Annotated in this window: 22 protein-coding genes; 9 read left to right on the forward strand and 13 right to left on the reverse strand. The window is 61.3% G+C overall.

Going from position 1 to position 24,210, the window contains the following annotated elements:
- Nucleotides 1–100 precede the first annotated feature (100 nt).
- From IAE39_RS03705 to IAE39_RS03720, 4 genes are all read right to left on the reverse strand, one after another.
- Nucleotides 101–1,669, reverse strand: coding sequence for an S-type pyocin domain-containing protein (locus tag IAE39_RS03705; protein ID WP_236548391.1), 1,569 nt, complete (start codon nucleotides 1,667–1,669; stop codon nucleotides 101–103).
- The gene (locus IAE39_RS03710) at nucleotides 1,641–2,147 is read right to left on the reverse strand and encodes a DUF6392 family protein (RefSeq protein ID WP_201199517.1); all 507 of its coding nucleotides are present in this window, start codon (nucleotides 2,145–2,147) and stop codon (nucleotides 1,641–1,643) included. The genes IAE39_RS03705 and IAE39_RS03710 overlap by 29 nt, the downstream gene beginning before the upstream one ends.
- Nucleotides 2,144–4,732, reverse strand: a complete 2,589-nt coding sequence (locus IAE39_RS03715) for an S-type pyocin domain-containing protein (protein ID WP_201199525.1) — start codon at nucleotides 4,730–4,732, stop codon at nucleotides 2,144–2,146. The genes IAE39_RS03710 and IAE39_RS03715 overlap by 4 nt, the downstream gene beginning before the upstream one ends.
- Nucleotides 4,733–5,025: 293 nt before the next feature.
- Nucleotides 5,026–6,315, reverse strand: a complete 1,290-nt coding sequence (locus IAE39_RS03720; protein WP_201199527.1) for an MFS transporter — start codon at nucleotides 6,313–6,315, stop codon at nucleotides 5,026–5,028.
- Between the two features lie 360 nt (nucleotides 6,316–6,675).
- Between IAE39_RS03720 and IAE39_RS03725 the strand changes: the two genes are divergently transcribed.
- The gene (locus IAE39_RS03725) at nucleotides 6,676–7,074 is read left to right on the forward strand and encodes an acyl-CoA thioesterase (protein WP_003253317.1); all 399 of its coding nucleotides are present in this window, start codon (nucleotides 6,676–6,678) and stop codon (nucleotides 7,072–7,074) included.
- 71 nt (nucleotides 7,075–7,145) lie between these two features.
- Nucleotides 7,146–8,042 (forward strand): D-hexose-6-phosphate mutarotase, encoded by an 897-nt coding sequence (locus tag IAE39_RS03730; RefSeq protein WP_201199529.1) that lies wholly within the window; start codon nucleotides 7,146–7,148, stop codon nucleotides 8,040–8,042.
- Between the two features lie 124 nt (nucleotides 8,043–8,166).
- Here IAE39_RS03730 and IAE39_RS03735 read toward each other — a convergent pair whose 3' ends face one another.
- From IAE39_RS03735 to IAE39_RS03755, 5 genes are all read right to left on the reverse strand, one after another.
- Entirely contained in the window at nucleotides 8,167–8,700 is a 534-nt protein-coding gene (locus IAE39_RS03735; RefSeq protein WP_201199531.1) for a DUF3299 domain-containing protein, read from the reverse strand.
- Between the two features lie 48 nt (nucleotides 8,701–8,748).
- Complete coding sequence (locus IAE39_RS03740) at nucleotides 8,749–8,994, reverse strand: GlsB/YeaQ/YmgE family stress response membrane protein (RefSeq protein WP_201199533.1); 246 nt, start codon at nucleotides 8,992–8,994, stop codon at nucleotides 8,749–8,751.
- A 96-nt stretch (nucleotides 8,995–9,090) separates the two neighbouring features.
- The gene (locus tag IAE39_RS03745) at nucleotides 9,091–10,173 is read right to left on the reverse strand and encodes a 5-(carboxyamino)imidazole ribonucleotide synthase (protein WP_201199535.1); all 1,083 of its coding nucleotides are present in this window, start codon (nucleotides 10,171–10,173) and stop codon (nucleotides 9,091–9,093) included.
- A 10-nt stretch (nucleotides 10,174–10,183) separates the two neighbouring features.
- Nucleotides 10,184–10,675, reverse strand: coding sequence for a 5-(carboxyamino)imidazole ribonucleotide mutase (purE, locus tag IAE39_RS03750; RefSeq protein ID WP_201199537.1), 492 nt, complete (start codon nucleotides 10,673–10,675; stop codon nucleotides 10,184–10,186).
- 171 nt (nucleotides 10,676–10,846) lie between these two features.
- On the reverse strand, nucleotides 10,847–11,779 hold the full coding sequence (locus IAE39_RS03755; RefSeq protein ID WP_201199539.1) for a LysR substrate-binding domain-containing protein: 933 nt from the start codon (nucleotides 11,777–11,779) through the stop codon (nucleotides 10,847–10,849).
- Between the two features lie 182 nt (nucleotides 11,780–11,961).
- Between IAE39_RS03755 and aspA the strand changes: the two genes are divergently transcribed.
- The 4 genes from aspA to IAE39_RS03775 all read left to right on the forward strand — a co-directional run bounded on the left by aspA (nucleotide 11,962) and on the right by IAE39_RS03775 (nucleotide 16,987).
- Complete coding sequence (aspA, locus tag IAE39_RS03760; RefSeq protein ID WP_201199541.1) at nucleotides 11,962–13,386, forward strand: aspartate ammonia-lyase; 1,425 nt, start codon at nucleotides 11,962–11,964, stop codon at nucleotides 13,384–13,386.
- Nucleotides 13,387–13,616: 230 nt separating this feature from the next.
- A complete protein-coding gene (locus tag IAE39_RS03765) occupies nucleotides 13,617–14,609 on the forward strand; it encodes an AraC family transcriptional regulator (protein WP_201199543.1) in 993 nt (330 codons plus the stop codon).
- A gap of 231 nt (nucleotides 14,610–14,840) precedes the next feature.
- Nucleotides 14,841–15,884 (forward strand): histone deacetylase family protein, encoded by a 1,044-nt coding sequence (locus tag IAE39_RS03770; protein WP_201199545.1) that lies wholly within the window; start codon nucleotides 14,841–14,843, stop codon nucleotides 15,882–15,884.
- Nucleotides 15,884–16,987 carry a polyamine ABC transporter substrate-binding protein gene (locus IAE39_RS03775; protein ID WP_201199547.1) on the forward strand — a complete coding sequence of 368 codons (1,104 nt, stop codon included), beginning with the start codon at nucleotides 15,884–15,886 and terminating at the stop codon, nucleotides 16,985–16,987. Before IAE39_RS03770 ends, IAE39_RS03775 begins: the two co-directional genes overlap by 1 nt.
- 102 nt (nucleotides 16,988–17,089) lie before the next feature.
- Here IAE39_RS03775 and pdxR read toward each other — a convergent pair whose 3' ends face one another.
- Complete coding sequence (pdxR, locus tag IAE39_RS03780; protein WP_201199548.1) at nucleotides 17,090–18,619, reverse strand: MocR-like pyridoxine biosynthesis transcription factor PdxR; 1,530 nt, start codon at nucleotides 18,617–18,619, stop codon at nucleotides 17,090–17,092.
- Between the two features lie 90 nt (nucleotides 18,620–18,709).
- Here pdxR and IAE39_RS03785 point away from each other — a divergent pair, with 90 nt between their 5' ends.
- Genes IAE39_RS03785 through IAE39_RS03795 form a run of 3 tightly spaced genes read left to right on the forward strand, consistent with a single transcriptional unit; the run spans nucleotide 18,710 to nucleotide 20,477 of the window.
- Nucleotides 18,710–19,339, forward strand: coding sequence for an FMN-binding negative transcriptional regulator (locus IAE39_RS03785; RefSeq protein ID WP_201199549.1), 630 nt, complete (start codon nucleotides 18,710–18,712; stop codon nucleotides 19,337–19,339).
- A gap of 12 nt (nucleotides 19,340–19,351) precedes the next feature.
- Entirely contained in the window at nucleotides 19,352–19,798 is a 447-nt protein-coding gene (locus IAE39_RS03790; RefSeq protein WP_201199550.1) for a GNAT family N-acetyltransferase, read from the forward strand.
- A 7-nt stretch (nucleotides 19,799–19,805) separates the two neighbouring features.
- Nucleotides 19,806–20,477 carry a GNAT family N-acetyltransferase gene (locus IAE39_RS03795; protein ID WP_201199552.1) on the forward strand — a complete coding sequence of 224 codons (672 nt, stop codon included), beginning with the start codon at nucleotides 19,806–19,808 and terminating at the stop codon, nucleotides 20,475–20,477.
- A 127-nt stretch (nucleotides 20,478–20,604) separates the two neighbouring features.
- Here the strand turns inward: IAE39_RS03795 and IAE39_RS03800 are convergent, their stop codons facing one another.
- From IAE39_RS03800 to oadA, 3 genes are all read right to left on the reverse strand, one after another.
- Nucleotides 20,605–20,883: a helix-turn-helix domain-containing protein gene (locus tag IAE39_RS03800; RefSeq protein WP_201199553.1), complete on the reverse strand. Its 279-nt coding sequence runs from the start codon at nucleotides 20,881–20,883 to the stop codon at nucleotides 20,605–20,607.
- Nucleotides 20,880–22,205 carry a type II toxin-antitoxin system HipA family toxin gene (locus tag IAE39_RS03805; RefSeq protein ID WP_201199555.1) on the reverse strand — a complete coding sequence of 442 codons (1,326 nt, stop codon included), beginning with the start codon at nucleotides 22,203–22,205 and terminating at the stop codon, nucleotides 20,880–20,882. Before IAE39_RS03805 ends, IAE39_RS03800 begins: the two co-directional genes overlap by 4 nt.
- Before the next feature lie 186 nt (nucleotides 22,206–22,391).
- Nucleotides 22,392–24,200 (reverse strand): sodium-extruding oxaloacetate decarboxylase subunit alpha, encoded by a 1,809-nt coding sequence (gene oadA, locus IAE39_RS03810; protein WP_201199556.1) that lies wholly within the window; start codon nucleotides 24,198–24,200, stop codon nucleotides 22,392–22,394.
- Nucleotides 24,201–24,210: the final 10 nt, after the last annotated feature.

The following is a 24,210-nucleotide window of genomic DNA, read 5'->3' on the forward strand; positions in this document are numbered from 1 at the left end:
CGCATGAATACGATATGACTCAATTGTGACAAATGGATGAAAGGCCATCACCTATTATCCCGGATGGCCTGTGCATATTCTGCTGTAAAGAAGCGGCGGGCTAAACCTCGCGACGGTCTCTGAACATGATATAGAGCGGCCCCACGCCGGAATCGTTAGGGAACACCACGATGTAGTCGTCAAATTGCACCTGAGACAGGTCTGCGAAATGATCAATCAGAGGAACATTGGGCATGCGCAGATAGCCAATGCTCGATGGCCGTGCAGGATCCAAGGGTGGATAGGCTACATGGCCAACCTGCCATGTTACGCTCACCGGTGCCTGACCCTCGCTGGTAAACGCAAACACTTGCCGGGCGTCATCCCAGACTGCTGCCCGAACGCGTACGTTCGAAGGCACGACCTTCCCCTGAGTCAGCGTCATGAGGATGTGCGAGTAACGGGTGAATGGCTTGACACCCGTGGTGGTAAGAGACTGAGCACCGCGTACGGTGGAACACAAGCGCACAGGCAAATGCACCCCGCCCCGCCCTGCAGCCAGATCAGCCCAGTTCAAAGCCTCGCCAGCGAACATTTCAACCAGTGGCACCGTCAGCGCGAAGCGTGGGTCATCGCTCGGCGTACCTAGAACGAATTCCACTACATCCGCATACGTGCCTGGGTGGTCACCCTGCACGGATGCCGCCTGCCACTCAAGCTCTGCTACAGCGGAACGGAAGGTCGTAATCAACTGATGTTGGTATTGGGCAACCTCACGGCTCAAGCCCTGCGCTGTCAGCAATGCAGGATGAAGACTTGCCCCATGGGCCACTGCTGTCAACGTCAAAGGCCCATGGCCTGGGCCGCTCGCAGTGGCTTTGGCTAACTGAGCGATACGCGTTTCAAGGCTTTCGATCAACGTCACGCCCCGGGCATACAAGTCAGGATGACGAGCTTGCACAGTGGCCAAGGCCGCAGCATGCCGTTGGCTGCCCGCCGTCATTTCTTGCAGTGCTACCGCCTGGATCGCCGGGCTCAGGAATGGGCTAGACGCATCGCGCACAGCACCATCCAGGGCAAACTTGACCGACATTTGCAGGTTTTCGAGTTGTCTTACCGCACGTTTGGCCTGGTGCTGGGTGATTTCCAGATCACGCAACGTTGCATGAGTGGCAGCCAGCTGCTGCTCCGGCGTACTGGCGACAGGGTCAACGGCCAACCGCTGCTGCAGCACAGCGAGCTGATGCATTGCCTGCTGCTCGGCCGCATGAACCTCTGCCACCAGTCGGCGCACTTTCTCCAAATTGAGGTTGGACGACTGATCGGCACGCTGCTGCCGGGTGAGGGTTTGATGCATCGGTGGCGGTTGCAGTACTTGGTCCTTGAATGCTGCGCGGCCGTTTTGCTGATGCCACCACTTTACCGTTTCGACTACATACGATGGGGAATTGACGGCGCCATCGTCAGCAGCATTCGAGTAAAACAGCAGATCGCTGCCGGCGGGGTGGGCGACAATATTGTTGAAGTGGAAGATCCACGCATTATGGGTGGCCTTGTCGGTCTCGGCCTGCCAGATAGCTTCGACAAACCCAAGAAAGGAATGCTCTTCGTACTGACTCAGGTTGGGCTTAAGCTCCATAATTATAACCTCGTCAAGAAATTCAATTCTCGGTCTGCTGTTGGGCTTCATCGTCAAGACGATCGTAGCCAGATACTTTCAACCCAAATGCCAAAATTACAACATTCAGAGCGATGTCATACCTGAACAAGACGTCCAACTCTTCATGACCGGCGAGTTCAAACCTATCCCATCCACCTGAGTCACCCAAAGGTGAAGGCATCTTATGAGGGCCTTTAGACTGAATTGGTTCTCCAAGAAGATTTATGGTGGCCTCACGAGTGGTACACCCACTATAAGGTTCAGGCAGATTTTCCTGATAGATATCTTTCGAGGTCGCAGTTTCTGCGAGCGAAAATGTCAAAGATTCAAATCTCTGATCCTCAGCCCAGAAATTAAAATACATTCCCGGGCAAATCTCCCTAAACACAGCCAGCGAACCATCATAGATCTCAATAAGATCACCTGATGGCAGGAGCCCCTCAGTGACAAGCTCGCTATGCGACTTACCAAATCCGTTCAAATAAGAATCTAATTCTTGCGCATTCATTTATACATTCCTTTTTGTTCATGAAGAGCATGCAATTGCTTACGAGCACTTTCTATATCGTAATCTTCAAATCCGTATTCCAGCAGCCCAGGCTTCAGCGCATCCATGTTACTGTCAACAGCTGCACGCAGATCAGAAGCATCCTTTGCCTGTCTTTTCGCGGTATTCCTACCACCATAAGTTTGACTATACTTCCTATGAACTTCATCAGGAATCACAATACTCGGTGCAGTTTCCAGCATAGCTTTTATCTCATGAGGTAATGGCCTCAGAAGATTCTGAAGCAAGAAACGCTCATAAGCTTTTCTAGACACTATGTGATCCACGTCCATTTGGTCGTTGATGCTACGTCGACTAAGCTCCTTATACTCTCCAACCTCCAGAGGCTTGGCAGGCTCATTATTCACCAAGCCTGACTGCGGCAGATCTGTATCGCCACCAAACCCAGGAATTATGGCCCCAGTTTCACCCGGATTCTCGCCAGGAAATATTTCAAGACTTGGCCCTACTGGCTCGGTGGGTGCCCCGGGCAGGATGCCCGAGAGAGGCGGAGCTTCCGGCAAGCGCGTCGGCCCGAGCAGTTCCGCGCCCGGCGCAACCAGCGGCGTCCAGGTACGCGGCGGCTGGCCTAGAACGATGGCAGGGTCAAAAGCAAGCTCGACACTGGATGCAAACCACGGCTTGAACGGCTGGACATCCGCCAACACACCTTGGGTGTTGCTGGGCTTGTGGATTCTCACCTGATCCAGGTTGTAGAGCCCGGAATCCACCCCGGCGGCAGCCACATGCCGCAATTCGAACTCCTGCCGCGCCCCGCTCCAACTCGCCCTCGGTGCAACGGGAGGAAAACCGCTGAGAATACGTCGCTGGTTCAGCTTATCGAATTGCTCAAGCAGCACCTGATCCGCAGCAATAGCCCGCCATACCGCACTTTCGAAGGCCGGTATACCGGTGAACTGGCGGCCGCGCAGCTGGTTGCCAACCTGTGCCGGCACTGCCACGCCAGCAGCGGCCCCATTGTCGGACCACCAGTTGCCAGCAACCGCTTGCCCTCTTCCGCTGACCACGCCGGTACCGGCTGGCGAAAGCGCGAAAGAGAAATACTGAGGGGGTTGGCCGGGGATACAGACAATGCAGTCGTCAAAACGCAGGTCCACGCCTGCACCAACTGTGGCCACCTCCGGTTCAAGTGACAGCACCCTTCCCGTCGTCCCACCTTCTACTGGCAAGGCAGAACTACCGAGGACGATGGTCTTGCCGATGGGCGTCTCTGCCTGGAGTCGGTAGGTTTCGGTCAGAGGATCGAAAACGGCATTTCTGACCCGCACCTCGGACGCGATCCCGACTCCTGTCGACGCCACCGCAACACCACTGCCTCCCGGCATGTGCTCGATCCTGATGCGGCTCGCTACACGAGCCGAACCACCAGCGTTGGCGATGGCCTGCAGATCCTGCCCAGCCTCTACGCCCAGCAGATCAGCACGTACCCCCAGCCCTTCAAGCCGACGACGACGCTGGTCGGCAGTCAACTCACCATCTGCCAGCACTGGCGAGTACAGCATGGCTGTAGCTGACAGGCTTACGGCCTGACCGGCGCGAATTGCTGCGACCCTCAGCACCTCCTTCGCTGCATTGGCGATGGCCTGCTGTATAGAAGTGGCCACTTCTAACGCAACCTGTGCACCGGCCTGGGTGAGCAACACACCACCGGCCTGGGCTGCGGCAACTGGAGCGGCCAGCGTGGCGGCATCTTTCAGCCGCTGCAGTCGTCGGTCTTCATCCGTCTGTTGCTTGTAGCGAATGCGCGCTTCGCGCTGTTCAGCGTACTGCCGCTGCTGCTCCCAACTGGCCTCCCGCGCCCTCCAGGCTTGCTCCTGAGTGGCATGTTCCGCCAGCAATGCGGCCGAGCGCTCTGACAGTTGCCTGATCGCTTCTTGCAGCAACCGGGCTTCGTGGGATGCCAGATAGGCCGCTTCCCAGTCGAGATGCTGTTGCTGCATCTGCTCCGCGGTCGCCAGGCCCGACAGCCGCGCGGCATAGGCATCCGCACTTGCATCCGCGCCAGCAAAAGCAGCCGCTCGTGCCTGATACCCGGCCAGCGCGCCTTGCTTTGCCGCAATCAGCCCTTCTGTTTCGCTACGTGCCTTGGTGATCAGATAGAGCTGCCAGCGTTCGCTACCGTCATATTCCGGGCGCCTGCGTGCTGCATCGATTTCGCTTTGAAGTGCCTGGGCCAGGCCCTGAGCCTGGCCTGCAAAATGGGCGTCAAGCTGCACGCGCCGGCCTTCTCGTGCCTGGCTGTAGGCAGCCACTTGCTGTCGAAGAGCAAGCGCTTGCGCTTCGGCGCGTGCTGTTGCAGCCGCGGCTTGGCGTGCTTGCTGTTCGGCTTGTGCCCTCGCCAGCGCAGCAGCGCGAGCTTTCGCGCGCTTTTTCCGGCGCCGCCGGCTGGAACCGCCAAAGCCGCCACCGAAGCCACCGCCACCGCCAATGCTGAAAAAACCGCCCCCGCCGCTACTGGAACCGGAGGAGCCTGGGGTGATAACGACATCACCCGTGGAACTGTCATGAAGTGTGTTTTGAGTCATACAGAATCTCCTTGTCTGCATGGCTCAGGCTGACGATCTAGCGGTTGACGACTGCGTTACATATTCATCTGTTGCTGTTCAGTTCTTTCCGCATGTTTCATGTGTGAAGAAGCGAGCGGCTTTCAAAGTTCGAAAGAGGCGCACGACAGGCACGGCCATTTCGCGGGTAAACCCGCTCCCACAGGGCCTGCACAATCTTTGAGATTTTGATCAAGACAGCCTCTCCCACAGGGCCGGCAGCGTACCTGTGGGAGTGGCTTCAGCCGCGAAGAGGCCGGCAGACGTTGCGCAGATCAGCGCTTGTTGGCGAGCAGGTACAGCCCCACCGCCAGACCAACGGCACACAGCCCCGCCACATAATAGGCAGGCGCCATCGGGCTCACCTTCAGCAGCGCGGTCACCACCATCGGCGTCAACCCGCCGAAGATGGCGTAGGCGACGTTGTAGGAGAACGACAGCCCACTGAACCGCACCACCGCCGGGAACGCCTTGACCATCACATAAGGCACCGCGCCGATCACGCCCACGCACAGGCCGGTCACCGCATACAGCGGGAACAGCAGCTCGGGGTGGGTCGGCAGGCTGTGGTAGAAGGTCCAGGAGCTGGCCAGCAACAGCAGGCTGCCGATCACGAACACCCGCCCCGCACCAAAGCGGTCGGCCAGGCTGCCAGCGCCGATGCAGCCGAAGCTGAGCAGTACGATGGCCATGCTGTTGGCCTTGAGCGAGTCGATCGGGTTGATGTGATAGAAGCTCTGCAGCAGCGCCGGGGTCATCAGGATGACCACCACGATGGCCGCTGACAGCATCCAGGTCAGCAGCATCGACAGGATGATCGCGCTGCGATGGTCACGCAGCACGGCGCGCAGCGGCAACTCCTCGGCCAGCGCCTTGCGCTGCTGCATTTCGGCGAACACCGGGGTCTCGTGCAGCCAGCGGCGCAAGTACACCGAGAACAGGCCGAACACACCGCCGAGCAGGAACGGGATACGCCAGGCGTAGTCGGCCACTTCCTCGGCACTGTAGACGCTGTTGATCAGCGTTGCCACCAGCGAACCCAGCAGGATACCGGCGGTCAGGCCCGCGGTCAGGGTGCCGCAGGCGTAGCCCGTGTTGCGCGCAGGCACGTGCTCGGAGACGAACACCCAGGCGCCCGGTACCTCGCCACCGATCGCCGCCCCCTGGATCACACGCATCAGCAGCAACAGGACCGGTGCCCACATGCCGATCTGTGCATACGTCGGCAGCAGGCCCATGATCAGCGTCGGCAAGGCCATCATGAAGATGCTCAGGGTGAACATTTTCTTGCGCCCGAGCAGGTCGCCGAAGTGGGCCATGATGATGCCGCCCAGCGGCCGCGCCAGGTAACCGGCGGCGAAAATGCCGAAGGTTTGCATCAGCCGCAGCCACTCGGGCATGTCGGCCGGGAAGAACAGCTTGCCGACCACCGTGGCGAAGAACACGAAGATGATGAAATCGTAGAACTCCAGCGCGCCGCCCAGGGCGGACAGTGAGAGGGTCTTGTAGTCACTGCGGGTCAGCGGCCGCGAGGGCTGCTCGATACTGCTCGGCACGGAAGTCATCGCTCGTTGTTCTCTTTGTAGGGCATGCAGGCCGCTTGGCACGCGGCTTCTGGATTGGAGACAGGCGAAGATAGCAAATTGCCGAGCCCCGCCGAAAGCGATACAAAAACCAAGCGGATATTCATGAATGCGCGGTCGTCGCTGGCCGTTATGCTCTATATACTGGCAATTCGTAGGAAAAGGTTGCCCCTAACGTGGGATGTTGTGCGAAAACGCCGGTCTTTATTGTCAGGCGGTTTCGCAGAGTTTCCCTACGGCCGCCCAGTGAAACGAAATCGGCGTAGTATGTTTCAAGCTGAATCGTTTACCCGGCCTTTGCGCCACACCAACGAAAGCGTCACGGGTCAGAGGCCCCATCGCATGATTGAGCTCGAACAAGAAGATCCTATCCCGCAAGGCGACCTGGCCTTGCAGATCACCGCGCTGCCGCGCGAAACCAACGGTTTTGGCGACATCTTCGGCGGCTGGCTGGTTGCCCAGATGGACCTGGCCGGTACTGCCATGGCCAGCCGTGTTGCCGGCGGCCGTGTGGCCACCGTGGCCATCGACCGCATGGCCTTCCTGGTACCGGTCGCGGTAGGCGCGCAGCTGTCGTTCTATACCCAGACCCTGGAAATTGGCCGCAGCTCGATCCAGATGATGGTCGAAGTGTGGAGCGATGACCCGCTGTCCAGTGAATGGCGCAAGGTTACCGAAGCGGTGTTCGTTTTCGTTGCCATCGACGGCAGTGGCCGCACCCGCTCTGTGCCTCGTCGCTGAGCCTCGCTGGCGGTAAACTCATTGCATGTGCCCGGGTCCAAGGCCCACTGGCAATCGATGAGATAAGTGCAATGGCTACCTTCCAGGTCGTAACCGAGCAACATGGCGAACTGAACTGCTGGCGTATCAGCAGCGACCACGCCGAACTCCTGATCGCCCAGCAGGGCGCGCAGATTCTCAGCTACCAGCGGGTCGGCGAACCGCCGCTGCTGTGGCTGAGCGATCAGGCCATCTTCAGCAAGGGCAAGTCGGTACGCGCCGGGGTGCCGGTGTGCTGGCCGTGGTTTGGCAACTTGCAGCGCAACCCAGAGGCCGTGCAGGCCATGTACCAAGGTGAGCAAGCGCCTGCCCACGGGCTTGCGCGTGCGCGTGACTGGCAGTTGCTGGGGATCGAGGAAGCGGGCGAGAGCCTGCGGATCGAGTTCGAACTGCCTGAAGCGCAAGGCGACCTGCCCAGCTGGCCGCATGATGTGGAGCTGAAGCTTGTAGTCGAGCTGGGTGAGGCGCTGACGCTGAAACTGACCAGCCGCAACATGGGCAATAGCCCGGTAACCATCAGCCAGGCCCTGCACAGCTACTTTGCGGTCAGCGATGTGCGCCAGGCGCGGGTCGAGGGGGTTGAGGGGCTGGGCTACATCGAAACCCTGGCTGACTGGGAACAGCGGCAACAGCAGGGGCCGCTTGAGTTTGCCGGGGAGACTGACCGGATCTACATGGCTACCCCGCAGACGCTGAGCATTGTCGACCCGCATTGGGAGCGGCGGATTACCTTGACCAGCAGTGGCTCGCGCTCGGCGGTGATCTGGAACCCGTGGACCGAGCGGGCCAGGGAATTGCCGGACATGGCGGACGACGGGTGGCAGCGGATGCTGTGCATCGAGACGGCGAATGTGTGGGATGACCTGGTGGAGTTGAAGCCTGGCGCCAGCAGTTCGCTGCGGGTCAGGATCGGCTGTGAAATGATCTGAGCCTAGCAGCGTCTGTGCCGACCTCTTCGCGGGTGAACCCGCTCCCACAGGATCTCCACAAGCCTTGAACACTGTGGGGTACCTGTGGGAGCGGGTTCACCCGCGAAGAGGCCGGTACAGGCAATCAGAGGTCAGCGTCTTCCACCACCCTCACCTTCCCCGCATCCAGCGCATAGGCTGCATCGGCCAAGTCATTGCTCACCTTCTCCACCTTCAGTTTGCCGCTCACCCACAGCGGTGTGTAGATGTCATCGATCTTCAGGCCTTTGGGGTAGCGCACCAGCACCAGCTGGTTCGGCGGCGGTGGCGGCACGTGGATGCACGCGCCCGGGTACGGCACCAGGAAGAACAGTGTGCTGTTGCCCTTGGCATCGCTTTCCAGCGGCACCGGGTAGCCACCCAGGCGGATGTCCTTGCCGTTCATGGCTGCCACGGTCTTCGTCGAATACATCACCGCCGGCAGGCCTTTGCTCTGCTTGAGGCCACCCTTGTCGGTAAAGGTGCCCATGGCTTCTGGCGAGTTGTGATCGATTTCGGGCATTTGCTCAAGCGCCTTCTGGTCCGACTTGGGCATCAGCTCCAGCCAGTCGGTTTCGGGCAGTTCGGCATGGGCCAGGGTACTGGCCAACAAGAAGGGAACGAGGAAAAAGGCACGCATGGCAATGCTCGGCAACTCGAATGAATTGCCGGGCATTCTAACCAGTATTCAGCGTTTCTTGATGAATCCGTAGATCACCAGCAGTATCACGGCACCGACCAGCGCGCCAATGAAGCCCGCCGCCTGCCCAGCCTGGTAAATGCCCAGGGCCTGGCCGCCATAGGTGGCCAACAGGGAGCCGGCGATACCCAGCAGGATGGTCATGATCCAGCCCATGCTGTCGTCGCCCGGTTTGATGAAGCGGGCCAGCAAGCCGACGATGAGGCCGATGAAAATGGTTCCGATGATGCCCATGGCAATCCCTCTGCAGTGAAGATGGAACAAGCCAAAGCCTAGACAGCGCTTTGGCATGTTGCCATTTCAGAGGGCAAGCCGCAGGCAGAAGTTCGATCAGTTGCTGATCAGAGCCTCTACTTCGGCAATCTTGCGCTCGAGGGTAGCCATGTCATGGCAGCGCAGGGTGGCGTGGCCAACCTTGCGGCCGACCTTGAAGGCTTTGCCGTAATGATGCAGGTGGCAGTCATCAATGGCGACAACCTTGTCCACGGCCGGCACTTCACCGATGAAGTTGAGCATCGCGCTCTCGCCCACCTTGGCGGTCGAGCCCAGCGGCAGGCCGGCAACGGCACGCAGGTGGTTCTCGAACTGGCTGCACTCGGCGCCTTCGATGGTCCAGTGCCCGGAGTTGTGCACGCGCGGGGCGATTTCGTTGGCCTTCAGGCCACCGTCGACCTCGAAGAACTCAAAGGCCATCACGCCAACGTAGTCCAGCTGCTTGAGCACGCGGCCTACGTAATCTTCGGCCAGGGCTTGCAGTGGGTGCGCCGCGCTGGCCACCGACAGTTTCAGGATGCCGCTCTCGTGGGTGTTGTGCACCAGCGGGTAGAAGCGGGTTTCGCCATCACGGGCACGCACGGCCACCAGCGACACTTCGCCGGTGAACGGCACAAAACCTTCCAGCAGGCATGGCACGCTGCCCAGTTCGGCGAAGGTATCGACCACGTCTTCTGGCGTGCGCAGCACCTTCTGGCCCTTGCCGTCGTAACCCAGGGTGCGGGTTTTCAGCACGGCTGGCAGGCCGATGCTGGCCACTGCAGCGTCCAGGTCGGCCTGCGAGAGGATGTCGGCGAAGGCCGGGGTAGGAATACCCAGGTCGCGGAACATGCTCTTTTCGAACAGGCGGTCACGGGCGATGCGCAGCGCTTCGGCGCTGGGGTACACCGGCACGAACTGCGAGAGGAAGGCCACGGTCTCGGCCGGCACGCTCTCAAACTCGAAGGTGACCAGGTCAACTTCGTCAGCCAGCTGGCGCAGGTGGTCCTGGTCGCCGTAGTCGGCACGCAGGTGCTCGCCCAGGGGCGCGGCACAGGCGTCTGGCGCCGGGTCGAGGAAAGCGAAGTTCATGCCCAGCGGGGTGCCCGCCAGGGCCAGCATGCGGCCCAGCTGGCCGCCACCGATTACACCGATCTTCATGGGTTGAGCCTCAAGCCTGGCGCGGGTCTGGGTTGTCCAGCACGGTTTCGGTCTGTTCCGTGCGGAACTGCTTCAACGCCGCGTGGAACTGCGGGTACTTGGCGCCCAGGATACTGGCCGACAGCAGCGCAGCGTTGACGGCACCGGCACGGCCGATGGCCAGGGTGGCAACCGGCACACCGGCTGGCATCTGCACGATCGACAGCAGCGAATCGACGCCCGACAGCATCGACGACTGTACCGGCACGCCGAGCACCGGCAGGTGGGTCTTGGCGGCGCACATGCCTGGCAGGTGGGCAGCGCCACCGGCACCGGCGATGATCACCTCGATGCCACGGCCCTCGGCCTCCTCGGCATACTGGAACAGCAGGTCCGGGGTGCGGTGGGCGGAAACCACCTTCACTTCGTAGGGAATGCCGAGTTTTTCCAGCATATCGGCGGTGTGGCTAAGGGTGGACCAATCGGACTTGGAGCCCATGATCACGCCAACCAGTGCACTCATCGTCGAGCCTCTTCGCTTGTGCGCCCTTGGGCGCGTCAAAAAACAACAAGCCACGCGGGACAACCGGCGTGGCTTGTTTGCTGATCAGGACCGGACGCATCCGGTCGAAAGGCCGCGCAGTATACCGTAAGGTGGTGCGTTTAAGGCACCCCGGCGACCAACTGTCGGGCCTTATTTTTCGGGGCTTTGGCTGACTTTCGGGTCAACCGCGGCAGCACCCTCGAGCTTGCGCCATAGCAGCCTGACGTTGGCCTTGCGCACCAGCGCGCAGCGGTACAGGCGGATCTCCAGCGGCACGTGCCACTGGCTGCCGCCGCAGATCGCCAGCTCGCCGCGCTCCAGTTCGCCACGCATCGACAGCCGCGGCACCCAGGCGATGCCCATGCCTTCCAGCGCCATGCTCTTGAGGCTGTCGGCCATGGCCGTTTCATAGACAGTGGTATAGCGCAGGTTGCGCTGGCGCAGCAGCAAGTTGACCGAGCGGCCGAGGAAGGCGCCTGCGGAATACGCCAGCAGCGGCACACTGCCCTCGCCTTCCAGGTCGAACAATGGCTTGCCCTCGGCATCCACGGCGCACACCGGCAGCATTTCGGTGTTGCCCATGTGCAGCGACGGGAAGATCTCGGCATCCATCTGCAGGGCTGCATCGGGGTCGTAGAACGCCAGCATTAGGTCGCAACCACCTTCGCGTAATGCGTGCACGGCATCCCCTACGTTAGTCGCAACCAAGCGGGTGGCGATGTTCAAACCGTCGTTGCGCAACTGCGCTACCCAACGCGGGAAAAAGCCCGACGCCAGCGAGTGTGCCGCCGCTACCTGCACCACCTCGCCCTGGCCACCCTCAAGGTGATGCAAATGGCGAAGAATTTCGCTCAACTGGTCGACAACAGTACGCGCCGTGACGAGAAACAGCTGCCCGGCCTCGGTCAGTTCGATCGGCGTGCGGGAACGGTTCACCAGTTGCAGGCCCAAGGCCGCTTCCAGGCTGCGAATACGCCGGCTGAAGGCCGGTTGGGTGACGAAACGCCGCTCTGCCGCCTGGGAAAAACTGCGGGTAGCGGCCAGCGCGCTGAAGTCTTCCAGCCATTTGCTTTCAAGGTTCACGAAGCACATCTCCCGGCATGCACCAAAATGGAACACGCTCGAATGTCAATTGGCGTCACATGAAACACTATGCCGTTTGTGCATAGGTTAGCGTGCAACAGCATTGGCCGCAAAATCACCTTCAGGCCTAGGATTGGCGCCATTCCGGCATGTGCCGGGTCAAAATCGAGATGATATACATCATGTCCTCCGCTGCATCGTTCCGCGTCGAAAAAGATCTGTTGGGTACCCTTGAAGTTCCTGCTGATGCCTACTACGGCATCCAGACCCTGCGCGCTGCCAACAACTTCCACCTCTCTGGCGTTCCACTGTCGCACTACCCGAAACTGGTAGTCGGCCTGGCCATGGTCAAGCAGGCTGCTGCTGACGCCAACCGGGAGCTGGGGCACCTGAGCGATGCCAAGCATGCTGCCATCAGCGCTGCTTGCGGCCGACTGATCAAAGGCGACTATCACGAGCAGTTCGTGGTCGACATGATCCAGGGTGGCGCCGGTACTTCCACCAACATGAACGCCAACGAAGTCATCGCCAACATCGCGCTGGAAGCCATGGGCCACCAGAAGGGTGAGTACCAGTACCTGCACCCGAACAACGACGTGAACATGGCGCAGTCGACCAACGACGCCTACCCGACGGCTATCCGTCTGGGCCTGCTGCTGGGCCACGACGCCCTGCTGGCCAGCCTCGACAGCCTGATCCAGGCCTTCGCTGCCAAGGGTAAAGAGTTCGACCACGTACTGAAGATGGGCCGTACCCAGCTGCAGGACGCCGTGCCGATGACCCTGGGCCAGGAATTCCGCGCCTTCGCCACCACCATGACCGAAGACCTGCAGCGCCTGCGCTCGCTGGCCCCGGAACTGCTGACCGAAATCAACCTGGGCGGCACCGCCATCGGCACCGGCATCAACGCCGACCCTGGCTACCAGGCCCTGGCCGTACAGCGCCTGGCAATCATCAGCGGCCAGCCGCTGGTACCAGCTGCCGACCTGATCGAAGCCACCTCCGACATGGGCGCCTTCGTGCTGTTCTCCGGCATGCTCAAGCGTACCGCAGTCAAGCTGTCGAAGATCTGCAACGACCTGCGCCTGCTGTCCAGCGGCCCGCGTACCGGCATCAACGAGATCAACCTGCCAGCGCGTCAGCCAGGCAGCTCGATCATGCCAGGCAAGGTCAACCCGGTTATCCCGGAGGCCGTCAACCAGGTGGCCTTCGCCATCATGGGCAACGACCTGGCCCTGACCGTCGCCGCCGAAGGTGGCCAGCTGCAGCTGAACGTGATGGAACCGCTGATCGCCTACAAGATCTTCGACTCGATCCGCCTGCTGCAACGCGCCATGGACATGCTGCGCGAGCACTGCATCGTCGGCATCACCGCCAACGAACAGCGCTGCCGTGAACTGGTCGAGCACTCGATCGGCCTGGTCACCGCCCTGAACCCGTACATCGGCTACGAAAACGCCACCCGTATCGCCCGCGTCGCCCTGGAAACCGGCCGCGGCGTACTCGAACTGGTGCGCGAAGAGAAGCTGCTGGACGAAGAGATGCTCAACGACATCCTGCGTCCGGAAAACATGATCGCTCCACGCCTGGTGCCGCTGAAGGCGTAACCCGGCTGCTGCAAACTGTCTCACCAGGTTAAGGGACTAGACACCTCTCAACCTTTCAAGGCCCGAGCCAATGGTTCGGGCCTTTTTTTATGTCTGGTGGATTTTGAGGCCGCGTTGCGGCCTTTTCGCGACGCAAGGCCGCTCCTACAGGGGCTGCGGTTTGCCTGGACCCCGGCTTTCGGCACACAACTTGCTCCATAATGCGTCCCAGCCCCACGGGATTACCCAGCATGCTGCACAGCCACCTGACCACCCTCAATGCGGTTTCGCTGATCCTCAACGTCTTCCAGGCAGACGGTTGCGAGGCTTCGGCGCTGCTGGCCGGCAGCGGCATCGGCCCGGCCGACCTGGGGCACGCCGATGCGCGCATCACCACCCAGCAGGAACTGCAGGTGTGCGCCAACGCCGTGGCCAGGCGCGAGGACATCGGCCTGGAACTGGGCCAGCGCATGCATGTGTCGTGCTACGGCATGCTCGGTTACGCCTTGCTCTCCAGTGCCACTTTGGGTGACGCCTTGCGCCTGGCGTTGCAGTATCCGGCACTGCTGGGAACAGTCTTCAAGCTACGTTTGCGCGACGACGGCCAGCGCGTGTGGTTCAGCGCCAGCGATTACCACGACAGCCCGGCGCTGAGCGCATTCAATGCCGAGTTCTGCCTGGTGTCGCTGAAAGTCATCTGCGACGATCTGCTTGGCCGCCCGTTGCCGTTGCTGGGCGCGCGCTTTGAACACCCCCGCCCCGGTTACCATGCGCGCTATGCCGGTGCATTCCAGTGCCCGATCGTTTTTGCTGCCGAGGATAATGCCTTTGCTTTTGAAAGGCGCTGGCTGGACATGCCGCTGCCGCTGGCCGACCCGATCACCCATAAGGCCATGGGCGAACGCTGCCGACGCCTGAACCTGGAATTCACGGGTCGCCAGGCCTGGCTGGGGCGGATTCGCCAGTTGCTGACGCAGCAACTGGACGCCGCGCCCGGGCTGGACGGGCTGGCACGGCAGATGAACTGCTCATCACGCACGTTGCGCCGGCATTTGCAGGCGCTGGGCTGCAGTTATCAACAGTTGCTGGACGAACTGCGGTTCGAGCGGGCCAAGCAGTTGCTGGCCGACGAGCAGATGCCGATCTACCGCATTGCCGAGACATTGGGGTTTAGCGAGACCGCCAGCTTCCGGCATGCCTTCCAGCGTTGGAGTGGTGTGGCGCCTAGCCACTTCCGCGGTTGACCTGTTCCGGCCTCTTCGCGGGTAAACCCGCTCCCACAAGCAATGCACCGGCCTCAGGTGCGACACCAAACCTGTGGGAGCGGGTTCACCCGCGAAGAGGCCAGGACAGGTCAGCAACAAAGCGGCCAAAGACCTTGGCCACATCGATCCCCTTTTGGCCGTTTGCGTCGTTCTCCGCTACTGACCGGCCCGTGACAATGGACCCACGCCAGTCCCCACCGGAGAACAACAATGCTGACGATCTATTCCGATGACCATCGCCTGCACCACGGCCGCTGCGAGCTGATCGACGGCAAGCTGATGCCCTGCTTCGAAATGCCTTCGCGCGCCGACCATGTGCTCGACCAGGTAAAAAAGCGCAACCTCGGTGACATTCAGGGCCCCACCGACTTCGGCCGCGCGCCGTTGCTGCGCATTCACAGCGCCGACTACCTGAACTTCTTCGAAGGCGCCTGGGCGCGCTGGGCCGCACTGGGCCAGGAAGGCGACCTGCTGCCGTTCACCTGGCCTGCACGCACCCTGCGCCAGGTAAAACCCACCGGTCTGCACGGCGAACTGGGCTACTACAGCTTCGATGCCGGCGCGCCGATCACCGCCGGGACCTGGCAGGCCGCCTACAGCGCTGCCCAGGTTGCCCTCACCGCCCAGGCCGCGATCCAGCAAGGCGCGCATTCCGCCTTCGCCCTGTGCCGCCCGCCAGGGCACCATGCTGCTGGCGAGGTAATGGGCGGTTACTGCTATTTGAACAACGCCGCCATCGCTGCCCAGGCCTTCCTCGACCAAGGCCGGCGCAAGGTTGCCATCCTCGACGTCGACTACCACCACGGCAACGGTACCCAGGACATCTTCTACAGCCGCGACGACGTGTTCTTCGCTTCAATCCACGGCGACCCGCAAGACGAATTCCCGTTCTTCCTCGGCTACGCCGATGAAACCGGCGCTGGTGCCGGCGAGGGCTGCAACATCAACTACCCATTGCCCGCCGGCAGCGACTGGGCCGCCTGGAGCGCCGCCCTGGAAGACGCCTGCCAGCGCATAGCCAGTTACGACGCCGACGTGCTGGTGATCTCACTGGGTGTGGACACCTTCAAGGACGACCCGATTTCGCAGTTCAAGCTGGACAGCCCCGACTACCTGGAAATGGGCAAGCGCATCGGCCAGCTGGGCAAGCCGACCCTGTTCGTGATGGAAGGCGGCTACGCTGTGGAAGAAATCGGTATCAACGCGGTCAATGTGCTGGAAGGCTTCCAGCGCGCCCAGCCAGGAGCCCGGTAATGGTCCGACTCAAGCGTCTGCTCGCCCCGTTCATCGCTGCCACCCTGTTCACCGGTGCCCTGCACGCGCAAGCCGAGCAGCGCACCTTGCGTGTGTATAACTGGTTCGATTACATCACCCCGCAGACCTTGACCGACTTCCAGAAGGACAGCGGCGTCAAACTGATCTACGACATCTTCGACACCAACGAGGCGCTGGAGGCGAAGTTGCTGACCGGCAACTCCGGCTATGACGTAGTGGTGCCGTCCAACGTGTTCCTCGCCAAGCAGATCGAAGCCGGGGTGTTCCAGCCGCTCGACCGCAGCAAGCTGCCGAACTGGCAACACCTGGACCCGGCGCTGATGAAGCTGATCGAGGCCAACGACCCGGGCAACAAGTTTGCCGTGCCGTACATGTATGGCACTGTGCTGATCGGTTTCAACCCGGCCAAGGTCAAAGCTGCGCTCGGCGACAACGCGCCTGTGGACAGCTGGGACCTGATCTTCAAGGAAGAGAACATCGCCAAGCTCAAGCAGTGCGGCGTGGCCCTGCTCGACTCACCTTCGGAGATTCTGCCGTTGGCCTTGCAGTATCTGGGCTTACCGCCGAACAGCGACAAGCCGGCCGACTACAAGAAGGCCGAGGCGTTGATGCTGAAGATTCGCCCACACATCACTTACTTCCATTCCTCGAAGTATATGGCTGACATCGCCAACGGCGATATCTGCGTGGCAGTGGGTTACAGCGGCAGCTTCTCGCAGGCCGCCAACCGCGCCCGCGAAGCCAAGAACGGCGTGGTGGTGGACATGCGCCTGCCCAAGGAAGGTGCGCCGATCTGGTTCGACATGCTGGCGATTCCGAAGAACGCGGCCAATCCCGAGGACGCCCATACGTTCATCAACTACCTGTTGCGGCCAGAAGTGATTGCACCGATCAGCGACTTTGTCGGCTACCCGAACCCGAACAAGGATGCGACTGAAAAAGTAAGCCCGGCGATTCGCAACAACCCGAACCTGTACCCGACGGCGGAGGCGATGGCCAAGCTCTATACGCTCAAGCCATTGGCGCGGGATGCAGAGCGGGCGCGGACCCGGGCCTGGACGCGGATCAAGTCGGGGACCTGATTTATTTTGGGGCTGCTTTGCAGCCCTTCGCGGGTAAACCCGCTCCTACAAGGCCTGCGCGCACCTGTAGGAGCGGGTTTACCCGCGAAGAGGCCGTCAGCCTCAACTTTTTCGCCAAGCCTTGCGCAGTTTCATCAGGGCCTCGGCAATCTCCCCCTCCGGCACCGCCGCAAACCCCAATACCAGCCCCGCGCGCTTATCCACAGGCGCCTCGCTGTCCGCTAGCCAGAAATTGCTCAGCGGCGTCACCTCCACCCCCACCGCTTCCGCCTTGGCCACCAGCTCCTGCTCCCGCTCAAAGTTATCCACAAGCACCTTCACATGCAGCCCGGCCGCCACTTCCGGCATGGCGCCCAACCCGGGAATATCCACAGGCCAGCCAGCCTTGAGCACATTGCGCCGGCTCAAGGCTGCCTTGCGCATACGCCGGATGTGCCGCTGAAAGTGCCCGCGCGCCATGAACTCGGCCATCACGCATTGCGTACTCACCTCCGAATGCCGCACTGCCAGCGCCTTGCCCTGGCTGAACGCCTGCACCAGCTGCGGCGGCAACACCAGGTAACCCAGGCGCAACGCCGGAAAAGCGATCTTGCCGAACGTACCGACGTACAACACCCGCCCGTGGTCCAGCGCCGCCAGCGGGGCCAAGGGCGCGCCGCTGTAACGGTACTCGCCGTCGTAGTCGTCTTCGATGATCCAGCTATTGTTGCGCTCGGCCCAGGCCAGCAACGCCAAACGCCGCGCCAGGCTCATGGTCACCCCGGTCGGGTACTGGTGCGCAGGCGTGACATAGGCCAGACGGCAGTCCACCAACTGCCCAAGCCGGCCGCAATCCATGCCCTCTTCATCCAATGGCACACCAGACACCTGCGCGCCGGCCAACGTGAAGGCGTGCCCCGCCGCCCGGTAACCTGGGTTTTCCACAGCCACACTGTCGCCTGGTTGCAACAGCAACTGTGCACAAAGGCTGATGGCCTGCTGTGCGCCGCTGGTGATCACAATTTGTTCAGCCGTACAACTCAACCCACGCGACCGGCGCAAATAGGCGGCGATCAGTTCACGTAGCGCCGGCTCGCCTGCCGGGTCACCATAGCCCAGCTGCGCGGGCGACGGGTTGCGCCAGAAACCCGCCTGTAGCTTGGCCCAGACGTCGAACGGGAACAGGTCGAATGCCGGAATGCCGACGCGAAAAGCGCGTGGGGCACCCCTTCTCGGTGGCGGCAAATGGTTATTTTTCAGGCGCTGCAAAGGCTCGCTGAAATGCTGCTGGCTGGATAAATCCTCAGTATCCGCAGGTAAAAATGTGGATAAACCTGTTGATAAACCCAGGGATAACCCTGTGGATACTTGTGTGGATAGTTTTGGCAGCCGGCTTACGTAAGTGCCATCGCCAACCCGGCTTTCGATATAGCCTTCTGCATACAACTGGTCATATGCCCGCACCACGCTGTTGCGAGACAGCGCCAGCATCGCGGCCAAGTCACGGGTAGCAGGCAACCGCGTGCCACTGCTCAGGCGCCCATCCAGCACGCGCGCGCGCAAGGCCTGATACAGCTGCTGGCTGAGACCGCGGCGACGATCCAGGGTGATCCCCGCAGGGTCGAAAGGCAGGATGAGGGGGCGTTCGCTCATGTCATTGGACCTATAAAAACAGCCAGCAATGGCTCTTACCCAGAACCAATAGCCTGCCTAGGATGAAGCCATTCGACAAGGACCCTGCACATGTACAACAGCAAGCCCCATCAGGAACACGACCTCGCCCGCCTGCACCGGCACATGCTCGAAACCCGCTTGGCCGTTCTGGTCAGCCATGGCGAACAGGGCTTGCTTGCCACGCACCTGCCGGTGCTGGTCGATACCGCCGAAGGCGAGTTCGGCACCGTCTATGCCCACCTGGCGCGGGCCAACCGCCAGTGGCAGGACCTGGCGCAGGGTGCCGAGGCGTTGCTGGTGTTCCCGGGTGCCGATGCCTATGTCAGCCCCAGCTACTACCCGAGCAAGGCCGACAACCCCAAGGTTGTACCGACCTGGAACTACCTGGCCGTGCACGCCTATGGCCCGGCCGAAGTGATCCATGAAGCCGAGCCGTTGCTATCTATCGTCAGCCGCCTCACCGACCGCCACGAGCACGGCCGCAGCGAGCCGTGGAAAGCCAGCGACGCCCCGGCTGACTACCTTGAGGGCATGCTCCGCGCCATCGTTGGCATCCGCCTGCCGATCGCCCGCCTGCAAGGCGCACGCAAGCTCAGCCAGAACCGTTCCGAACAAGACATCGCCGGCGTGCGCGAAGGCCTGAGCGCCAGCCCCGATCCAATGGACAACCAACTTGCCGCGCACATGCGCCAACTCTGAAGGAATAGCCCCATGCCCAGCGTTACCCTGCTCCCTGTCACCGCTCAAGATCACGCCGCCTGGCATGCCCTGTGGCAAGCCTACTTGCACTTCTACGAAACCGAGTTGGCCGATGAAGTCAGCCTCAGCACCTGGCAGCGCCTGCTCGACCCCAGCGAGCCAACCCATTCGGCGCTGGCCTGGGTCGATGGCAAGGCGGTGGGCATGGTCAATTTCATCTACCATCGTTCCAACTGGAGCATCGAGAACTCCTGTTACCTGCAGGACCTGTACGTGGACAGCACTCAGCGTGGCCTGGGTATTGGGCGCCAGCTGATCGAGCACGTCTACACCACCGCCAAGGCCGACAACTGCATCAAGGTGCACTGGCTGACCCACGAAACCAACGCCACCGCCATCAGCCTGTACCAGCAGGTTGCCGAGCGCTCGGGCTTCATTCAATTCCGCAAAGGCTTGTAGGCCGAACATGACAGACGCATTGAACTGGAAACCCGCCGCAACGCCCCAGGCCGAGCCCATTGAAGGGCGCTTCATTCGCCTGGAAAAGCTCGACCCCGCACGCCACGGCGACGACCTTTGGGAGGTGTTGCAAGGTCCGACCTCCGACCCGGTACTGTGGGACTACCTGCCCTATGGCCCCTTCACCGAGCGTGCCGCCTTCGACCGTTGGCTGGACGGCAACGCCGCAGGCCGTGACCCACTGTTCTACACCGTCATCGACCGCCCCAGCGGCCAGGCCCAGGGCATTCTCAGCCTGATGTCGATCGTGCCAGACCATGGCCGCATCGAGATCGGCCACATCGCCTTCGGCGCCGCCATGCAACGCACGCCCAAGGGCACCGAGGCGGTGTACCTGCTGGGCAAGCTGGGCTTCGAACTGGGCAATCGGCGGCTGGAGTGGAAGTGCAACAACGCCAACGCCCGCTCCAAACGTGCGGCAGAGCGGTTCGGGTTCACCTTTGAAGGGGTGTTTCGTAAACACCTGGTGGTGAAGGACCATAACCGCGACACGGCGTGGTATTCGATTACCGATGATGAGTGGCCGCAGGTGGCTGCCGGGTTTGAGCGGTGGTTGAGTGACGCCAACCAGCAGCCGGGCGGGCAGGTGGACACCCTTGAGGTTTGCCGCAAAGGTTGAAAGTTGTGCTGGATCAACGGGCCTCTTCGCGGGTGAACCCGCTCCTACGAAGACCGCGCCCCCTGTAGGAGCGGGTTTACCCGCGAAGAGGCCAGTTGCCCCAATACAGTGCTGATGCCTGATGCACTCAAATGACCTTGCGCTGTCGCCTGACAACCCCCATTTGCAAGCCAAAAGCGCGAAACACGGCATTCATCGATTTGAGTGTCGGGTTCCCTTCGCCTTGCTCGATCTGAATAAGCGTGCGCAGCGAAATCTTGCACATCCTGGCGAATTGGGCCTGTTGCAGGTTGGCTACCGTAACCCGCAAATGCCTCACCCCGGCCCCCAGTTCCAAAGTACCCTCGGCAATGCCTCTTTGAACATCGTCGATTACCTGGGCACGTTGTTCGGGCGTAAGCGTCATAGCAATTTCCACTCTTTCATGCGTTGTTCAAGCCGCTTCAAGTGAACTGCAGGATGGTTCATGACCACATCTGGCAAGCCTGCAGCGCCAAGCAGATCAGGCAAGGCCAATAGGCGCGCAGCATCTTGCCGTAACCGTTCAAAGGCGAGCTGCGGCTCGATCAGGTCGCAAAGGCTGGAGCATGCTGCCCACCAGTCGATATCGCCAGCACGCTCTATGCCCGCTGCCCATTTGGTAGTCCGGGTAATGCCTTCGGCGTCCAGCACCATCGGCGCCAAGTCGTAGATGGGCGCCAGCCTGACGAAGTCGGCGCCACGAATGACCGCCATGTTTCGCCCGTGATTGTCGGCATTACCCACAACCTTGTTGATCAGATCGCGGAACAGGTAGTCGGCAATCAGGTCGTTGATCTGCTGGTCTTGCCCTGCCTGCCTCCACAGCGCCACCAGGTTCCTCAACACTTCGCCATGTTCCATCCGGCTACCGGGCTGGGTCACACCCGACAATGAATAGATGGACTCGACCGCCAGCCGTTGCACACCGCGCGGGGTAACCTCGCGATCAAAGCGGCGCATCCACAGGCTGGGCTTCGTACCCTCCTCCAACGCCATGTCATGCGTAGCCACTGTCTCTACGCCCAAGGTGTGTAAGGCCCGGTAGTACAGATATTCAGCTCGCAAGATCTCCTGGTCGTTGTTCAAGGCCTGATTGCGGGCGAACTTGATAAACCAATGCCGGCAGGCTTGCCCATCATCGAGCGCGGCATCGGGATAAAGCAGACCGTCCTCGTCTTCCGTCATCAACAGCTTGGGGGCCTCACCACCCGCGCCTGTAGCCCCGCCGATGGCAGCACCTTGCTCGTAGGCGTACTCAAGAAAACGTTGATCGCGAATGACCACATCCTGTCTGGTGAAACCCATCGGCTCACGCGTGTCCAGAAAGTTCATGGCCTGCTTGATGCGCATGTTGCCCACAGGCGCTGGTGTGCTCCTTGCCAGAAGAAACATGTCATCACTGACACCTTCAGGCTTCGCCTGACCAACATGCGCCATCAGGAAGCGCTTGGCCGCACCGGATGGCGCAATGTCATGAACGAACGCAGGGGCGGCAGGGAGCGTGAAGCTATCGAAATCTACCGGCAGCCGGGCACTGACCGCCTTGGCAGCAAAGCTCTGATAAGCATCCAGGTTGTCCCTGACATAGGAAGCTTCATAGGCGACGGCGCAAGGCCCGTTGAAACCTTGTTCTGGTCGCGAGAACGTCAACGTCATTGCGTCTTGCCAAATGCCATCTGCGAAAACTTGAAGGGTTAGCGGGTACATGTGCGACCTGCGGCAAATATGTATGCAACATGCAATATAGTGCATTAGCTCATGCACCACATCCGCTAAAAATGTATTTTATTGCATATTTTTGTTACCTTCCCCTTTCAAAGATGTATTTTAATGCACAAAAAAAGGGGAGCATCCGCTCCCCAGAGGTAAACCGCTTGCAGATGAGGGCCTGAATCAGCCCTCGATCTCGATCAGGATCTCACCCGGGGTGACACGGTCGCCCTTGGCCACGTGGATGGCCACGACCTTGCCGGCGATGGCCGCCTGTACTTCGGTCTCCATTTTCATGGCTTCGGTGATCAGCACCGCCTGGCCGGCCTTGACCATGTCGCCTTCCTTGACCAGTACATCGACGATGTTGCCTGGCATGTTGGTGCTGACGTGGCCCGGCTCGGTAGCCTGCTTGCGCTTGCTGCCGCCGCCGCCAACGAACTCGTTGAGGGGTTCGAACACCACTTCTTCCGGCATGCCGTCGATCGACAGGTAGAAGTGACGCTTGCCTTCGGCCTTCACGCCCACCCCGGTGATGTCGACGCGGTAGGTTTCGCCGTGCACGTCGATCACGAACTCGGTCGGTACGCCTTCACCGCCTGGGGCCGCCACGGCACCGGCTTCCGGAATCGGCAGCAGGGCTTCAGGGGTCAGGGTGCCGGCTTCGCGCTCTTCAAGGAACTTGCGGCCGATGTCCGGGAACATGGCGAAGGTCAGCACGTCTTCTTCGCAACGGGCCAGGGCGCCGATGTCGCCACGCAGCTTGGCCATTTCCGGCTTCAGCAGGTCGGCCGGGCGCACATCGATCACTTCTTCGCTACCGATGGCCTGGCGGCGCAGTTGCTCGTTGACCACACCCGGGGCCTTGCCGTAGCCGCCTTGCAGGTACAGTTTCACCTCGTTGGTGATGGTCTTGTAGCGCTCGCCGGCCAGCACGTTGAAGAAGGCCTGGGTGCCGACGATCTGCGAGGTCGGGGTTACCAGCGGTGGGAAGCCAAGGTCTTCACGCACACGCGGGATCTCGGCCAGCACTTCGTTCATGCGGTTGAGCGCGCCTTGCTCCTTGAGCTGGTTGGCCAGGTTGGAAATCATCCCGCCCGGCACCTGGTTGACCTGCACGCGCGTGTCCACGGCGGTGAACTCGCTTTCGAACTGGTGGTACTTCTTGCGCACAGCGCAGAAGTACAGGCCGATTTCCTGCAGCAGCTCCAGGTCCAGGCCGGTGTCGAACTCGCTGCCTTTGAGCGCTGCAACCATCGACTCGGTACCCGGGTGGCTGGTGCCCCAGGCGAAGCTGGAGATAGCGGTGTCGATGTGGTCGGCGCCGTTTTCCACAGCCTTGAGCTGGCACATGGCGGCCAGGCCGGCGGTGTCGTGGGAGTGGATGAACACCGGCAGCGACTGCTCGGCCTTCAGCGCCCTGACCAGCTCGCCGGTGGCGAACGGGGTCAGCAGGCCGGCCATGTCCTTGATCGCGACCGAGTCGCAACCCATGGCTTCCATCTGTTTGGCCTGGGCCACGAAGGCGTCGATGGTGTGCACCGGGCTGACGGTGTAGGCAATGGTGCCCTGGGCGTGCTTGCCGGCAGCCTTGACCGCTTCGATGGCCACGCGCAGGTTACGCACGTCGTTCATGGCGTCGAAGATGCGGAACACATCAATGCCGTTGACCGCTGCCTTGGCGACGAAGGCCTTGACCACGTCGTCACTGTAGTGGCGGTAGCCCAGCAGGTTCTGGCCGCGCAGCAGCATTTGCAGGCGGGTGTTGGGCAGCGCGGCGCGCAGCTTGCGCAGGCGCTCCCACGGGTCTTCCTTGAGGAAGCGTACACAGGCGTCGAAGGTGGCACCGCCCCACACTTCCAGCGACCAGTAGCCGACCTTGTCGAGCTTGTCGCAGATCGGCAGCATGTCTTCGGTGCGCATGCGGGTGGCCAGCAGGGACTGGTGAGCGTCGCGCAGGATTGTGTCGGTTACGTGAATTTTCTTGGACATTATGGGGTTC

Source organism: Pseudomonas sp. S37, assembly GCF_016658545.1.
Taxonomy (GTDB): Bacteria; Pseudomonadota; Gammaproteobacteria; order Pseudomonadales; family Pseudomonadaceae; genus Aquipseudomonas.

Bases quoted from the DNA above. Each gene is read 5' to 3' on its own strand.
- IAE39_RS03800 (WP_201199553.1), bottom strand. From the start codon at position 20,883: ATGACGCTTACGCCCGAACAACGTGCCCAGGTAATCGACGATGTTCAA.
- IAE39_RS03785 (WP_201199549.1), top strand. From the start codon at position 18,710: ATGTACAACAGCAAGCCCCATCAGGAACACGACCTCGCCCGCCTGCAC.
- IAE39_RS03735 (WP_201199531.1), bottom strand. From the start codon at position 8,700: ATGCGTGCCTTTTTCCTCGTTCCCTTCTTGTTGGCCAGTACCCTGGCC.
- IAE39_RS03740 (WP_201199533.1), bottom strand. From the start codon at position 8,994: ATGGGCATCATCGGAACCATTTTCATCGGCCTCATCGTCGGCTTGCTG.
- IAE39_RS03770 (WP_201199545.1), top strand. From the start codon at position 14,841: ATGCTGACGATCTATTCCGATGACCATCGCCTGCACCACGGCCGCTGC.
- IAE39_RS03795 (WP_201199552.1), top strand. From the start codon at position 19,806: ATGACAGACGCATTGAACTGGAAACCCGCCGCAACGCCCCAGGCCGAG.
- IAE39_RS03805 (WP_201199555.1), bottom strand. From the start codon at position 22,205: ATGTACCCGCTAACCCTTCAAGTTTTCGCAGATGGCATTTGGCAAGAC.
- IAE39_RS03715 (WP_201199525.1), bottom strand. From the start codon at position 4,732: ATGACTCAAAACACACTTCATGACAGTTCCACGGGTGATGTCGTTATC.
- IAE39_RS03775 (WP_201199547.1), top strand. From the start codon at position 15,884: ATGGTCCGACTCAAGCGTCTGCTCGCCCCGTTCATCGCTGCCACCCTG.
- IAE39_RS03745 (WP_201199535.1), bottom strand. From the start codon at position 10,173: ATGAAGATCGGTGTAATCGGTGGCGGCCAGCTGGGCCGCATGCTGGCC.
- IAE39_RS03705 (WP_236548391.1), bottom strand. From the start codon at position 1,669: ATGAAGCCCAACAGCAGACCGAGAATTGAATTTCTTGACGAGGTTATA.
- purE (WP_201199537.1), bottom strand. From the start codon at position 10,675: ATGAGTGCACTGGTTGGCGTGATCATGGGCTCCAAGTCCGATTGGTCC.
- IAE39_RS03720 (WP_201199527.1), bottom strand. From the start codon at position 6,315: ATGACTTCCGTGCCGAGCAGTATCGAGCAGCCCTCGCGGCCGCTGACC.
- aspA (WP_201199541.1), top strand. From the start codon at position 11,962: ATGTCCTCCGCTGCATCGTTCCGCGTCGAAAAAGATCTGTTGGGTACC.
- IAE39_RS03730 (WP_201199529.1), top strand. From the start codon at position 7,146: ATGGCTACCTTCCAGGTCGTAACCGAGCAACATGGCGAACTGAACTGC.
- IAE39_RS03790 (WP_201199550.1), top strand. From the start codon at position 19,352: ATGCCCAGCGTTACCCTGCTCCCTGTCACCGCTCAAGATCACGCCGCC.
- pdxR (WP_201199548.1), bottom strand. From the start codon at position 18,619: ATGAGCGAACGCCCCCTCATCCTGCCTTTCGACCCTGCGGGGATCACC.
- IAE39_RS03710 (WP_201199517.1), bottom strand. From the start codon at position 2,147: ATGAATGCGCAAGAATTAGATTCTTATTTGAACGGATTTGGTAAGTCG.
- IAE39_RS03725 (WP_003253317.1), top strand. From the start codon at position 6,676: ATGATTGAGCTCGAACAAGAAGATCCTATCCCGCAAGGCGACCTGGCC.
- IAE39_RS03765 (WP_201199543.1), top strand. From the start codon at position 13,617: ATGCTGCACAGCCACCTGACCACCCTCAATGCGGTTTCGCTGATCCTC.
- oadA (WP_201199556.1), bottom strand. From the start codon at position 24,200: ATGTCCAAGAAAATTCACGTAACCGACACAATCCTGCGCGACGCTCAC.